The sequence below is a fragment of the Kribbella steppae genome, from assembly GCF_004342025.1.
Lineage (GTDB): Bacteria > Actinomycetota > Actinomycetes > Propionibacteriales > Kribbellaceae > Kribbella > Kribbella steppae.
Map to the genome: position 1 here is coordinate 212315 of NZ_SLWN01000004.1, position 14054 is coordinate 226368.

Genomic DNA, 14054 nt, shown 5'->3' on the forward strand with positions numbered 1-14054 from the left:
ATCCGCGCCCGGAGCGAAGCGAGGACGTGGATGAGTATTCGCGTATTGGTTGTCGATGATGACGCGCTGGTCCGGGCGAGCCTGGAGATGATGCTCGACGGGACGAACGGTATCGCGGTGGTCGGCCAGGCGGCCGACGGGGACGAGGTGCCGGCGGCGGTCGATGCGCACTTCCCGGACGTCGTACTGATGGATCTGCGGATGCCGCGGGTGGACGGGATCGTGGCGACCCGGCGGGTGCGGGCCCGGACCAATCCTCCGGAGGTCGTCGTCCTGACGACGTTCGACACCGACGAGAACGTGCTGCACGCCCTGCGCGCCGGGGCGAGCGGGTTCCTGCTGAAGGACACCCCGCCGGCACAGATCGTCGACGCCGTACGGCGGGTTGCCGCCGGCGACCCGATTCTGTCGCCCGGGATCACCCGACGACTGATGGACCGGGCCGCGACCCAGGCGGACGCACACACGATCGCGCAGGAGGCCCTCAAGCGACTGTCACCGCGGGAGTACGACGTGGTGCTCGCGGTGGCTCAGGGGAAGTCGAACGCCCAGATCGGTTCCGAGCTGTACATGAGTGTGGCGACGGTCAAGGCGCACATCTCGCACATCCTCACCAAACTCGAACTCGGCAACCGCACCCAGATCGCGCTCCTCGCGCACGACGCGGGCTTGGCCTGACGGATGCTCTAGCGTGGGCGGCATGATTCGGGTGCTGCTGGCGGATGATCAGGCGTTGGTGCGGGCCGGGTTCCGGTCGTTGCTGAACGCCGAGGACGACATCACGGTGATCGGCGAGGTGTCGGACGGCGCCGAGGCGGTCGCGGTCGCGCGGGCGGAGAAGCCCGATGTGGTGCTGATGGACATCCGGATGCCCGGCACCGACGGGCTGGAGGCGACCCGGCAGATCGGCGCCGACGCGGAGCTGGCCGACGTCCACGTGGTGATCCTGACGACGTTCGACCTGGACGAGTACGTGTTCGAGGCGTTGCGGGTCGGGGCGAGCGGGTTCCTGGTCAAGGACACCGAGCCGGTCGAGCTGCTGCAGGCGGTGCGGGTGGTCGCGCGCGGTGATGCGCTCCTCTCCCCCGGTGTGACCCGGCGGCTGGTGGCGGAGTTCGCGACGCGGAGCCGGCAGCCGCATGCCAGCAAGGAGCTCGACGTCCTCACCGACCGGGAGAAGGAGATCGTCGCCCTGGTCGGCGAAGGGCTGTCGAACGACGAGATCGCCGAACGCCTCGTGCTCAGCCCGGCGACCGCGAAGACCCACGTCAGCCGCGCGATGATCAAACTCGGTGTCCGCGACCGCGCCCAGCTCGTCGTCGTCGCCTATCAGACGGGCCTGGTCCGGCCCGGCTGGCTCGGTTGACCTTCAACCAGGTCGAAGGCGGAGGGTCCAGGCATGACTTTCCTGGACGAGATCACTGCCGCTGTCGCCCTCGGTCGCCAGGGTGAGCGCGACACCGCGCGGAGCCGGCTGACCGATCTGTGGGACGAGGCCCGTGACGATCAGTTCGCCCGGTGCATGGTCGCGCACTACCTGGCCGATCTGCAGGACGAAACCGCTGACGAGCTGAGCTGGGACCTCCGAGCGCTGGCGGCGGCCGGAGCGGCCGAGCAGACCGAAGGTGTCCCGTTCACGGTGGAGGCGATGCTGCCGTCGCTGCATGCGAACCTGGCCGATGACTACCGGCGCCTGGGGCAGGTTGCGGAGGCTCGGCGTCACCTGGCGTGGGCTCGGGACCGCCTCGGGGTGTTGGGTGATGACGCGTACGGCGACCTGATCCGTGGTGCTGTGGAGCACGTTTCCGACGCGCTGGCCGCCGGACGGACCGAGCGACTCGAGTCCAATCCGAGCAGCTGATCCGGCCGCGTGTACTCCGGCTGCGGTACCTGCGGTGACTCCTGCCGGACGACGCGCGGACCAGGTCTTGACCGGCAGTCTCGACGGTATGAACGAGACAGGTGCTCCGCTGGTCGAGGTGACCGGGCTGACTAAACGCTACGGCGACACTCTCGCAGTCGACGGTGTCGATCTGACTGTCCTTCCCGGGGAGGTCTACGGGTTCCTCGGGCCGAACGGTGCCGGGAAGACGACGACCCTCCGGATTCTCACCGGGCTGATCGCGCCGACGAGCGGTGACGTGCGTGTGCTCGGTGGTGCGCCCGGGCAACCCGACGTACTCGGGCGAACCGGGTCGATGATCGAGTCGCCCGCGTTCTACCCGTACCTGTCCGGCCTGGACAACCTGCGGCTGCTGGCCGAGTACGCCGAGGTGCCCCGGCGGAAGGTCGACGAGGTGCTGGAGCTGGTCGACCTGGCCGATCGGGCCCGGGACCGCTTCTCGACGTACTCCCTGGGGATGAAGCAACGGCTCGGCGTCGCCGCGGCCCTGCTCAAGGATCCCGAGCTGGTGATCCTGGACGAGCCGACGAACGGGCTCGACCCGGCCGGTATGCGGGACATGCGCCGCCTGATCCGCGAGCTCGGCTCCGGCGGCCGGACCGTGCTGCTGTCCAGCCATCTGCTCGGCGAGGTGCAGCAGATCTGCGACCGGGTCGGCATCATCAACTCCGGCCGGATGGTTGCCGAGCACAACGTCGAGGAGCTGCGCGGGGAGCAGGAACTGGTCGTCCGGGCCGCACCGCGGGAGCAGGCGCAGTCGATCCTCACCAACTTCCTCGGCGCCGGGGCGGTGCACCAGTACGACGAGACGCTGCGGGTGAAGGTGCAGCCGGAGAAGGTCGCCGAGGTGAACCGGATATTGGTCGAGGCCGGGATCGCGGTGTCGGAGTTGCACAGCACGGAACGCGCTCTCGAGGACGTGTTCTTCGAGCTCACGAGCGAGGAGAAGGCCGATGTTGGGTAGTTACCGCGCGGAGGTGCTCAAGCTCCGCAAGCGTTCCGCGGTCTGGGTGCTGTTCGGGGCGGGACTGGTGCTGAGCCTGATCTTCGGCTACCTACTGCCGTACCTGGGCTACGCCACCGGCGACGAGAACCCCCAGACCGACGGCGTACCGCGCAGCGAGATCCTGCGCGGGATGCTGCCGGAACGGGTGATGGACAACACGATCGGTGGCTACCCGATCTTCGCCGGCGCGCTCGCGCTGGTGCTGGGCGCGATCGTGGTCGGCGGCGAGTACACCTGGGGCACGCTCAAAACGATCCTCACCCAGCGCCCGGGACGCGGTACCGTCCTGGCCTCGCAGTTCCTCGCACTGGCGACCATGATCGCGGTCTGGGTGCTGGGCATCTTCGCGGCCTGCGCGCTCTGCAGCATCGGGATCGCGGCCGCGGAGGACGGCTCGATGGACTGGCCCGGAGTGACGGCCATCCTCGAGGGACTCGCCGGTGGCTGGCTGGTGCTGATGATGTGGTGCCTGGCCGGTGCGGTCCTGGCCGTTGCCTTCCGGAACGTCGCGCTGCCGATCGGGCTCGGCGTGGTCTGGATCCTCGGGATCGAGACGTTGCTGGCCGGTGTGGTGAGCAGCCTGCTGCCCGATCTGGACGTCGTGTCCAACGCGTTGCCGGGCACGAACGCGGGCTCGCTGGTGTTCAGCGTGACCGGGATGGTGGCCGCCGACGCGCCACCCGGGGTTCGCGACGCGGTCGGCGGTGGACGTGCCCTGCTGACCTTGCTGGCCTACTGCGCGATCTTCGCCGTACTGGCGGTCTGGACGACCCGTCGCCGGGACGTCACCTGAACCCTGCATGTACCCCTGCATGTACCAATGCCAGCTCGCAGAACATCGCGTTGGCCCAGGAGAACCACTCGCGGGTAAAGACGGTCGGATCGTCGACGTGGAAGGACTCGTGCATCTGACCCGTCCCACCGGTGGTGTCACGGAGGAGCTCCAGCAACTGCTGGCGCTCCTGCGCTGACGTGCTCGTCAAACCCTGCACAGCAAGGGCGATCGGCCACACCTGGTTCGGCGGTGTGTGCGGACTGCCGATCCCGACAGCATGCTCACCGCGGAAGTAGTACGGGTTGTCGTCACTCAGCAGCAGCCGACGGGTGGCGAGGTACGTCGCATCATCCGCCGCGGCGTACCCGGTCAGCGGGATCGACAGCAGGCTCGGCATGTTGGCGTCGTCGATCAGCAGCGACTCGCCCATCCCGTCGACCTCGTAGGCGTAGACGCGGCCGTAGACAGCGTGCTCGACCGTGCCGTACCGGGCGATACCGTCGTCGATGTCGGCCCTCAGCTCCTTCGCCCGATCGGCCAGCCCTGAGTCCTTCAGGACCTCGGTGGCGATCACCTCCAGATACCCGAGCACCACCGACGCGAACATGTTGCCGGGCACGTTGAACCCGAGCTCGGTCGCGTCGTCACTCGGCCGGAACGCACTCCACGACATCCCGGTCGGCCGGGTCAGCCGTCCCCGCCCCTCGCGGACCAGCGTGTCTGTCGGTACGTCGTCATGCCGCTGGAACCGGTACGGCGACCTGTTCTCGTGATCCTGCTCGACCGTCCACAACGCGATGATCGCCTCGGCCGCGGCCTTGAACCGCTCGTCGATCACGTCGGCCCGGCCGGTGATCCGCCAGAGCCGGTAGGCCAGCTCGAGAGGGTAGCAGAGCGAGTCGATCTCGTACTTGCGTTCCCACACCCACGGCGACATCTCGATCTCGTCGCCGGTGTGCCCGGCGCCGTTCGCCTCCCGGTTGAACGCGTTCGCGTACGGGTCGAGTACGACGTACTCCAGCTGGCGATGCAGGACGCCGATCAGCAGGTCCTGCAGGGCACGGTCCTCGGGACACAGCAGCAGATACGGGCGCAGCTGGGCAGCCGAGTCGCGCAGCCACATCGCCGGGATATCCCCGGTGAGCAGGAACGTGGTCCCGTCCGGCAGCCGCTCCGCCACCGCGGGCAGGTTCTCCGCCATCGATCGCCGGAACATCTCCGCGATCACCTCGTCGCCGGTGGCCCGGCGTACCTCCTCGGTGGCGCGGGCGAGCACCTCGGCATCGATCATCAACAGACTTCACCTTTCAGCAACAAGTTGGCCTTCCGGCAGGAGTACCGACGGGTTCGGCGAGAAGGTCTGGTCGAGCACCAGGCTGGCGGCTCCGATGGCGCCGACGTCCGCGCCGAGCGCCGTACCGGCGACCTCGAACGGATGCACCGAGCGGACCAGGAAGCGTTCTTTCAGCGCGGTCTGGACGGCGTCGCTGAAGAATGGCGCGAGTTGCTCCCAGTGCGGACCGCCGAACACCACCCGCTCGAGGTCGAGCAGGTTCGCGATGTCCTCGACCACCTTGGCGATCCGCTCGGCCAAAGCGGCAACGATCTCGCGGGCCACGCCCGGGCCGGATTCGGCCACCGAGCACAGCCGGGCGAACGCCGCGTCCACTGCCTGGCGGTCGTCCAGATCGATGCCCTGAGCAAGTACTCCGGCCTGGACCGCCTGCTGCACCAGGTACCGCGGCTGGCTCGTCTCGCCGACGCAGCCGCGCCGGCCGCAGTAGCAGACCGGCCCGTCGGGATCGACGATCACGTGACCGATCTCGCCGACGTTGCTGGACGAGCCGCGCACCACCTCGTCGCCGATCACCAGCCCGGCCCCGATCCCGGTGCCGAGGTAGAAGAACACGAAGCTGCCGTGCCGGTCCGAGCCACCTGCCCACTTCTCGGCGGCGGCCGCAGCGGTCACGTCCTTGTCGAGCAGCACCGGGAGGCCGGTGCGCTCCCGCAACTCGTCGCGCAGCGGGACCAGGTGCCACGCCGACAGGTTGGGCGGATCCACGACGACTCCACGCTCCACGTCGATCGGACCGGGCGCTGCGATCCCGGCACCGATCACGCGCTCGCGCGGCGCCCCGGCCTGGCTGATCACGTCCTCGATCGTTGCCACGATCCTGTCGATCAGCACATCGGGATCGTCGGCGTACGGGGTGCCGACGCTGCGCCGGGCAACCACCTCGCCGGTGAGGTCGAGCACCACGACGGTCACGACGGCCGGGTCCAGGTGGACGCCGACGGCGTACTGGCCGGACGGCTCGAGCTCGAGCAGGGTCCGCGGTTTGCCGAGGCCTGTGCTCTTCTGCCGGCCCGCCTCGCGGACGAGACCGGCGTCGAGCAGCCGGCGGATGATGTTGGAGATCGCCTGCCCGGACAGACCTGTCGCCTCGGCCAACTCCACCCGGCTGAGTCGCTCGGTCCGCCGGATGGCGTCCAACACGACCGCGTCGTTGAAACCACCGACACGATCCAGATTGGTCCCCCGGCGTGCTGCCACTAGTCCCCCAGATGTCACGGTAAAACCGGGTCGGCGCCCCACGCGCGCGACCAGTCGTAGTGGATCGTCTCGTCACCGGATCGCCACGTGTTCGGCGCGGTGTTCACCAGCCAGTCGGCCGGCTCGATCCCGGACGCGTCCCCACCACTGAGCGCCAACCGTATACCTTCGCTCAACGCGCGATCCGACTGCTCGGTCCGCGCGGCCGGATCGACCGAGACGAAGAGCGCCGTACCAGATCGTGCGACCAGGTCGAGGAACCGCTGGTTCAGCTCCCACGGCGTCTGCGGCGTGCACGGGACGCAGTCGGCATCGACGGCGAAGAACCGGTTGTGCTGCGGCAATCGGAACGCGAGCGTGTTGACGCCCATCTTCCGGGTCCGCTCCCAGTCACGTCCCGAGGTGTCGTCCCCGGTCCGCTGTACGTCGACCAGCCCGGCCGCGAGGTGGCCGACGGTGTTGCAGCCGATCAATACGACTTCCTCCGCGGCCGAGCGGATCTCGCGGTAAAACGCCAGCACGATCTCGGCCGTCGTCCGCGTGGGGTCGTGGAACTGCCAACCGCTGTTGGTGAGCTCCGAACCCATCGCCGGTCCGAATCGGCCGAAGACGTCGTACGTGCTGAAGTCGTGCTTGACCAGCTCGAAACCCCAGTCCTTGAACCGCTGCAGATCCGCGCGGACCAGCTCGAGCACTTCCGGGTACGACGGGTCGAGTGCACGGCCGTCGTCGACCCCGGCACGACCCCACCGGCTGGGCTCGCGGACCCGCAGCGGTCGGAACCACAGACCGGGGCGAGCACCGATCTCCTTGATCGCGCCGGCCGTTCCGGCCAGGTCGTCGAAGACTCCAGGGGTGCCGACGTCCCAAGGGCCTCCGGACGCATTACCGCCCGGGTACCAGCCGTCGTCCACGACGCTGAAGGGTTTGACCGGGTGGCCGTCGGCGAGTTCGACGATGGTCGTGGCGTCCTTGAGGACGGCCTTCTCGTCGAAGTTCTCGCCGTACGCGTAGTACCAGTTGTTCGCCCCGACCACCGGCGCGGGCTCAGGTCGCGCCGGTAGCCGGGAACTCATAGCGGCGACCGCTGCATGCAGCGTCAGCCAGGGGGTGCCCGCGTCTTCGAACCGCTGGACGGTCGCGGCGGTGAGCATGCGGCCGTTCAGCTGAGTCGGGCCGCCGCCGTTGCGGAGATCGAGCCAGAGGGTGAAGCCGTCCGCGTCGACCGTCCACGAGCAGAATGCGTTCGGCTGAACGTTCACACCGGAGCCGGTGGTCTGGCCCGTCCGTGGGTCGTGGGCGAGGAAGTACCACGGCAGCAGCCGCTCGGGTTGCTGGTGCCGCCACTGCAGGTCGCCGTACGAACGCTCCCAGGCGTCGCCGAGGATCAGGGCCTCGGCGGGCAGTGGTTCGGACCAGCGGATGGCGACTCGGGAGACGGCCTGCGCACTGACGCCGATGGTGCCGTCGGACCAGGTCACCTCACTGCCTGCCGCCGACCAGGTGGCGCCGTTGCGGACGGCTGTGGTCAGGGTGTCCGAGGGGCCGACCTGGACGAAGACCGCGCTCGGTTCGTTCACCTGACTCCCTTGCGGACGGAATTTCCCCACAGACTTTAGTTAGTCGGTCGAGACAGCGTCAAGACTCCCCACAGCGGCGAGGAGGCGGTCGACATCGGACTGGTCCGTGTAGGGCGCGAGGCCGACGCGGACGGCTCCGGCGGCGCCCAGACCGAGGTGCCGAGCCGGCTCGTAGGCGTAGAACGAACCCGCCGGCGCGTTGACGTTCACCGCCGCGAGACGCTCTGCGACCGCAGACGGCGTCCAGCCCTCGACGGTGAAGAGCAAGGTCGGCGTACGACGTGCCGCGTGACCGTAGAGCGTGATGCCGGGGATCGCCGCCAGCCGGGCTTCCAGGACGTCCCGGAGGTTGTCCTCGTGCTCCTCGACCAGCTGCAACGAGCTCTGCAGTCGCTCGCGCCGGGTCGCGCCGGTGCCGCCCAGACCGGCCAGGAAGTCGACGGCCGCGGTGGTGCCGGCGAGCATCTCGTACGGCAGCGTGCCCAGCTCGAAGCGTTCCGGTACGACGTCCGTCGCCGGCGCGAGCTTGTCGGGCCGAAGCGTCTCGAGCAGCTCCGGCGAAGCGGTGAGCGCGCCCAGATGAGGGCCGAAGAACTTGTACGGCGAGCAGACGTAGAAGTCGGCGTACGTCGCGTCGATCGGCGCGTGCGCGGTCAGGTGGACGCCGTCGACGTACAGGAGCGCGCCGGCCTGGTGGACGAGGTCGGCGATGCGAGCGGTGTCGGGTCGGGTGCCGATGAGGTTGGACGCGCCGGTGACCGCGGCCAGCCGGGTGCGGTCGTTGAGGAGCGGCGCGATGTCGTCGAGCTCGGAGGTCTCGGTGTCGAAGCTGAGCCAGCGGATCGTGGCACCGACCGCCTCGGCGGCCTGCACCCACGGGCGGACGTTCGCGTCGTGGTCGAGCCGGGTGACGATGACCTCGTCGCCGGGCGCCCAGGTCTTCGCGAGCGTCCGGGCGAAGTCGTACGTCAGCTGGGTCATGCTGCGGCCAAACACGATGCCCTGCGGGTCCGTGCCGAGCAGGTCGGCCGTCGCCTCGCGGGCGGCCACGACGATCTCGTCGGCCCGGCGCTCGGCGGCGGTGAGTGTGCCGCGGTTGGCCATGGCCGACGTCATCGTGGCGGCGACCGCATCGGCGACCACCTGCGGGGTCTGCGAGCCACCGGGACCGTCGAAGTGGGCGGCCCCTTCGTCGAGGGCGGGGAACTGCTTCCGGACAGCAACAACATCGAAGACACCCATGGCGGTTATCCTCTCCCGACACCGCCGCGACTGCCACTGGTCGTCCATTTCTCACCGGCAGTGCCCGATGGCGGGCAAATATGTACAGGTTGTCGGTCAGGTAGTGCAGGATGTCAGGAGTGAGCACCGTGACGACTACTGACCGGGTCCCGCTGCAGGCCTGGCTTCCGACGATGCTGGCCCTGGCGGCCATCTGGGGTTGCAGCTTCCTGTTCATCTCGGTCGGCGTGCGGGAACTGCATCCGCTCTACCTGGCGCTCGGGCGGGTCGTCGCCGGCTCGCTGGTGCTGCTGATCATCCTGGCCGTGAAGCGGGAGTCGCTGCCCCGCGATCCGCGCCTGTGGGTGTACTCGTTCGTCGTCGGCGCGGTCGGATCGGCGATCCCGTGGACGCTGTTCGGGTACGGCGAGCAGCGGATTCCGTCCCTCCTGGCGGGGATCTGGAACGGCATCACCCCACTCGTGGTCCTGCCGATCGCGGTGCTGATCTTCCGCACCGAGACGTTCTCGCTGCAGCGGGTGCTCGGTCTGATGGTCGGGTTCGGCGGCATGCTCGTCGTACTCGGTGCGTGGAACGTCCAGGGCGGCGCGAACCTGACCGGTCAGCTGCTGTGCATGCTCGCGGCCGTCTGCTACGGCTTCGCGGTGCCCTATCAGAAGCGGTTCATCGCCGGCACGACGCTGTCCGGTACGGCGTTGTCCGCCAGCCTGCTGATGTGCGCAGCGGTCCAACTCGCGGTGGTCGCTCCGATCATCACCGGTGAGGCGCCGCCGGCGCCGTGGTCGCTGTCGATCGAGGTGCTCGGCAGTGTGATCGCGCTCGGAGCACTCGGGAGCGGGCTCGCGTTCGTGCTCAGCCTGCGCAACATCCGGCTGATCGGCGCCAGCCGGTCGTCGATGGTGACCTACCTGATGCCGATCTTCTCGATCCTGGTCGGCGTGATCGTGCTGCACGAGCACATCACCTGGTACCAGCCGGTCGGCGCGCTGATCGTCCTGCTCGGCGTCGCGGTCTCGCAGGGCTTGCTGCGGAACCTCAGGCGCAAGCCGGCGCTGGCTGCCGAGGCGTCAGCGGCGTAAGTTCGGCACGGCGGCGACCACTACAGCGACCAGGGCGAGCAAGGTTCCGGCGACGACCGGGAAGGTGACGGCCTTGTCGGCGGCCGGGACGAACAGGTCGATGAACAGGCTCCCGATCAGCTGACCGGCGAGCGTCCCGAGGCCGAGCACGAACACGCCCACCACGCGGACCACAGCCGCGGCCGCGCTGATGAAGATCACTCCGCACGCGCCGCCCAAGTACAGCCAGGGCTCGCTCGGCAGGTGCTGCGGTGCACCCCGCATGGTCAGGTCGACGAGGAAGACCGCGAGCAGGGCGACGAAGCCGACGAGGAAGTTGACCACGCCGGCCGCGACCGCGCCGTACGCGTCCCGTGAGGCGGTGCGGGCGACGCGCCCGTTGATGGCTTGCTGGACCGCCGCACCGATGCCGCCCAGTGCAGGCAGTACGGCGAGCAGCAGGCCGTCCGGGTGACTCAACTGCGAGGACACCGCGAGTACGACGGCTGCGAGCGCCAGGACCGCCCCGACGACGCGGAGGGTGGTATACGGCTGGGGACCGGCCGGACCGAAGCCGAGGCGATCGACGACCAGACTGCTGACGGCCTGCCCGGCCACGCCCGCCACGGTGAAGACGGCTACTCCGATCACGGACACCGTGATGGATTGGGTCGCGACCAGGAACGCGCCGGCCAGTCCCCCGATGCACTGCCACCAGCGCAGACCGCCGTGGCCGCGCATCGGCGTCCGGATGGCGCGCCAGACGTTGCCGAGTGAACGGCGGATCGGCGGCACCAACGCCGTACCGATCAGCAGGATCAACAGGCCGGTGCCGAACGAGATCAGCGCGGCCGCGACACCATCGGCGAGAACGTGACCGAGTTCGCCGTTGAGCCGGGACTGGACCGCGACCAGCATCCCGATGCCGAACGCCGCGCTCAGCCCGACGACCTGGTGGTGCTGGGCCGAACGGGCAGGGCGGGTGGCGGTCGTTGTCACCCCTCTATCATGACCGTTCGCCGTCTTGCACCTGACAACAGGGTCCACATTACGACCGCCGGATCAACGCCAGATACATCGCGTCGGTGCCGTGCAGGTGCGGCCACAGCTGTACGTCGGGACCGTCGCCGAGATCGGGCACACCCGGGAACAGCGCTCGGGCGTCCTCGAGCACGGCGTCGTCCCGCTTGCCGAGTACGGCGTCCACCACCGCGTGGGTCTCGTCGAGGTGTGGCGAGCAGGTGACGTATGCCACCACGCCACCCGGTCGGACCGACGTGATCGCCGAGTCGAGCAGGTCCTCCTGCAATGGCTGGAGCTCGACCACGTCTTCCGGCGTACGGCGCCAGCGGGCCTCTGGTCGACGGCGAAGCGCGCCGAGGCCGCTGCACGGGACATCGGCGAGCACCCGGTCGAACGACCCGGCCGGCCAGGTGGGCTTGGTGCCGTCGCCGACCAGCACCTGGTGGTCGCCGGGGATCGCGCGAAGGTTGGCGCGGACAAGGTCGGCGCGGTGCTTGAGCGGCTCGATTGCCGTCAGCTGGCCTTCGCGCTGCTGAACGATTGCCGCGAGCAGAGCGGACTTGCCGCCCGGCCCGGCGCAGAGGTCGAGCCACTTGGTGTCCGAACCGTCGAGCGGGGCCGTCGCCAGCGCGGTCGCGACCAGCTGCGAGCCCTCGTCCTGAACACCGGCCCGACCAGTGGCCACCGCGTGGATCCGGCCGGGGTCACCACCACCCTGCAACACGGCCGCGTACTGCGACCAGCGAGCCGGCGACGCACCCGCCTCAACCAACTCATCGACATCCGACAGCCCCGGCCGAGCCACCAACGTCACCCGGGGCGGCGCGTTGTCCGCATCGAGCAGTTCTTCAAGGCCCTTGTCGTCCAGCGCTTTCACGAAGGCTTCGATCACCCAGCGGGGATGGGCTTTCGCGATTGCCAGGTAACCGAGCCGGTCGTCCTCGATCCTCGGTGCAACCGACGCGATCCACTGGTCGAGGGAGCGTTGGCTGATCTTGCGGAGGACGGCGTTGACCAGGCCGCTGCGTTTCTGGCCGATCTCCGAGCGGGTCAGCGTCACCATCTCGCTGACCGCGGCGTACGAGTCGACTCGCATCCGCAACAGCTGATGCGTGCCCAGGCGGAGCAGGTCGAGCAGCTCCGGATCCAGGTCGGCGAGGGGGCGCGACACGTTGCGGGCGAGGAAGGCGTCGTACGTGCCCTGCCAGCGCAGCGTGCCGTGCACGAGCTCGGTGCAGAACGCGGCGTCCCGGCCGCTGAGGCGTTGGTCGCGGAGCGCCTTGTTGAGCGCGAGGTTCGCGTACCCGCCCTCGGCGGTCACCTGCCGGATCACCTGGTAGGCGACCCGGCGGACCTGATCCGGACGTCGCTGCGGCGCCCGGTTGCGAGGCGAACGATCACTCACGTGGACGGTCCCAGGCGGTCCTCATCGGTGAGCCGGACGCCACGAGCCCAGTCGGCCGCGGCCATCGGCTTCTTGCCCTGCGGCTGAACCGTCACCAGCTCGACCGCCTTGCTGCCGGTACCGACCTTCACGCTCGACTTGGTCGCCTGCAGCTCACCAGGCTTCAGCTCCTCATCGGTCTGCCGGACGGCGAGCACCTTCAACCGCTCACCACGGAACGTCGTCCACGCGCCCGGTGCCGGGTTGCACCCGCGCACCAGCCGATCCACCCGCTGCGCCGGAGCACTCAGGTCCAGCTCGGCGTCCTCGACGTTGATCTTCGGGGCCAGCGTGACACCGTCGGCCGGCTGCTCCCGCGCCTCGAGTACGCCGGCCTCGACCCCGTCCAGCGTGTCGACCAGTAGCTTGGCGCCGGACTCGGCCAGCCGGGTGAGCAGATCACCGGAGGTGTCCTCGGGACCGATCGGCTCGGTGAGTACGCCGTACACCGGGCCGGCGTCGAGCGCCTTCACGATCCGGAACGTGCTCGCCCCGGTCACGTCGTCGCCGGCGATGATCGAGTGCTGCACCGGCGCGGCCCCCCGCCAGGCCGGGAGCACCGAGAAGTGCAGGTTGATCCAGCCGTGCTTCGGGATGTCCAGCGCGGCCTGGGGCAACAATCCGCCGTACGCGACGACCGGACAGCAATCCGGCGCGATCTCGGTCAGCCGGGCAAGGAACTCGGGATCGCTCGGCTTGACCGGCTTGAGAACCTCGATCCCGAGCTCCTCGGCGAGCTGGGCGACCGGCGACGCGACCAGCTTGCGGCCGCGGCCGGCCGGTGCGTCCGGACGGGTGACGACGGCGACCACTTCGTGGCGGCTGGCAACGATCGCCTTGAGGGCGGCGACGGCTGGTTCCGGCGTACCGGCGAAGACGACTCTCACAGGCCGAACCCATTCATCGAGTGCGGTGACACCTTCACCGTCGGTACGCCGCTGAGGCCGGACCAGTCCGCCTCACGGATCGCCTTCATCGCCTGCTTCCGGGTCTCGGTGTCGAGCCGGTCGATGAACAGGACGCCGTCCAGGTGGTCGGTCTCGTGCTGGATGCAGCGCGCCAGCAGGTCCGAGCCCTCGATCAAGACCGGATCGCCGTACATGTTGAAACCCCTCGCGATCACCGACTGGGCCCGGACGCAGTCGAAGGTGAGGCCGGGGAGTGACAGACAGCCCTCCGGGCCGAACTGTTCGTCCGCGGACAGCGCCAGCTCCGGGTTGACCAGGTGCCCGAGCTCGCCCTCGATGTGCCAGGTGAAGACACGGAGGCCGACGCCGATCTGGGGCGCGGCCAGGCCCGAGCCCGGGGCGGCCTGCATGGAGTCGGTGAGGTCCTGGACCAGGCGGCGCAACTCGGCGTCGAAGTCGACGACCGGCGCGGCCTTGGTGGTCAGGACGGGGTCGCCGAACAGGCGGATGGGTGTGACCGACAACAGACTCTCCACAGCGCTCCACGGACCTGGACCTGGC

14 protein-coding genes are annotated in these 14054 nt (G+C 69.2%); 6 read left to right on the forward strand and 8 right to left on the reverse strand.

Annotated features, from left to right (window positions below; translation table 11 throughout):
- Positions 1-30: 30 nt before the first annotated feature.
- The 5 genes from EV652_RS13010 (at position 31) to EV652_RS13030 (ending at position 3702) form a co-directional block, all read left to right on the forward strand.
- Positions 31-678, forward strand: coding sequence for a response regulator transcription factor (locus EV652_RS13010; protein WP_132209352.1), 648 nt, complete (start codon positions 31-33; stop codon positions 676-678).
- A gap of 22 nt (positions 679-700) precedes the next feature.
- Positions 701-1366 (forward strand): response regulator, encoded by a 666-nt coding sequence (locus EV652_RS13015; RefSeq protein ID WP_132209353.1) that lies wholly within the window; start codon positions 701-703, stop codon positions 1364-1366.
- 33 nt (positions 1367-1399) lie between these two features.
- Positions 1400-1861, forward strand: a complete 462-nt coding sequence (locus EV652_RS13020; protein ID WP_132209354.1) for a hypothetical protein — start codon at positions 1400-1402, stop codon at positions 1859-1861.
- Positions 1862-1949: 88 nt separating this feature from the next.
- Positions 1950-2867, forward strand: coding sequence for an ABC transporter ATP-binding protein (locus tag EV652_RS13025; RefSeq protein WP_132209355.1), 918 nt, complete (start codon positions 1950-1952; stop codon positions 2865-2867).
- Positions 2857-3702 carry a DUF2705 family protein gene (locus tag EV652_RS13030; RefSeq protein ID WP_132209356.1) on the forward strand — a complete coding sequence of 282 codons (846 nt, stop codon included), beginning with the start codon at positions 2857-2859 and terminating at the stop codon, positions 3700-3702. The genes EV652_RS13025 and EV652_RS13030 overlap by 11 nt, the downstream gene beginning before the upstream one ends.
- On the opposite strand, the gene EV652_RS13035 is transcribed toward EV652_RS13030, so the two are convergent.
- From EV652_RS13035 to EV652_RS13050, 4 genes are all read right to left on the reverse strand, one after another.
- The gene (locus tag EV652_RS13035) at positions 3695-4975 is read right to left on the reverse strand and encodes a glycoside hydrolase family 125 protein (RefSeq protein WP_132209357.1); all 1281 of its coding nucleotides are present in this window, start codon (positions 4973-4975) and stop codon (positions 3695-3697) included. The two genes, EV652_RS13030 and EV652_RS13035, sit on opposite strands and share 8 nt — an antisense overlap.
- Before the next feature lie 9 nt (positions 4976-4984).
- Positions 4985-6181 (reverse strand): ROK family transcriptional regulator, encoded by a 1197-nt coding sequence (locus EV652_RS13040; protein ID WP_132209358.1) that lies wholly within the window; start codon positions 6179-6181, stop codon positions 4985-4987.
- Between the two features lie 71 nt (positions 6182-6252).
- Positions 6253-7818 carry an alpha-amylase family protein gene (locus EV652_RS13045; RefSeq protein WP_158441155.1) on the reverse strand — a complete coding sequence of 522 codons (1566 nt, stop codon included), beginning with the start codon at positions 7816-7818 and terminating at the stop codon, positions 6253-6255.
- Positions 7819-7857: 39 nt separating this feature from the next.
- Positions 7858-9060, reverse strand: a complete 1203-nt coding sequence (locus EV652_RS13050; RefSeq protein ID WP_132209360.1) for a cysteine desulfurase-like protein — start codon at positions 9058-9060, stop codon at positions 7858-7860.
- A 128-nt stretch (positions 9061-9188) separates the two neighbouring features.
- Here EV652_RS13050 and EV652_RS13055 point away from each other — a divergent pair, with 128 nt between their 5' ends.
- Positions 9189-10139 (forward strand): DMT family transporter, encoded by a 951-nt coding sequence (locus EV652_RS13055; RefSeq protein WP_242001731.1) that lies wholly within the window; start codon positions 9189-9191, stop codon positions 10137-10139.
- On the opposite strand, the gene EV652_RS13060 is transcribed toward EV652_RS13055, so the two are convergent.
- The 4 genes from EV652_RS13060 to def are packed head-to-tail and all read right to left on the reverse strand — an operon-like array spanning position 10128 to position 14017.
- On the reverse strand, positions 10128-11117 hold the full coding sequence (locus EV652_RS13060) for a DMT family transporter (protein ID WP_132209362.1): 990 nt from the start codon (positions 11115-11117) through the stop codon (positions 10128-10130). The two genes, EV652_RS13055 and EV652_RS13060, sit on opposite strands and share 12 nt — an antisense overlap.
- A 49-nt stretch (positions 11118-11166) precedes the next feature.
- Complete coding sequence (locus EV652_RS13065) at positions 11167-12546, reverse strand: RsmB/NOP family class I SAM-dependent RNA methyltransferase (RefSeq protein ID WP_132209363.1); 1380 nt, start codon at positions 12544-12546, stop codon at positions 11167-11169.
- Entirely contained in the window at positions 12543-13472 is a 930-nt protein-coding gene (gene fmt / locus EV652_RS13070; RefSeq protein WP_132209364.1) for a methionyl-tRNA formyltransferase, read from the reverse strand. Before fmt ends, EV652_RS13065 begins: the two co-directional genes overlap by 4 nt.
- On the reverse strand, positions 13469-14017 hold the full coding sequence (gene def / locus EV652_RS13075; protein WP_132209365.1) for a peptide deformylase: 549 nt from the start codon (positions 14015-14017) through the stop codon (positions 13469-13471). The genes fmt and def overlap by 4 nt, the downstream gene beginning before the upstream one ends.
- Positions 14018-14054: the final 37 nt, after the last annotated feature.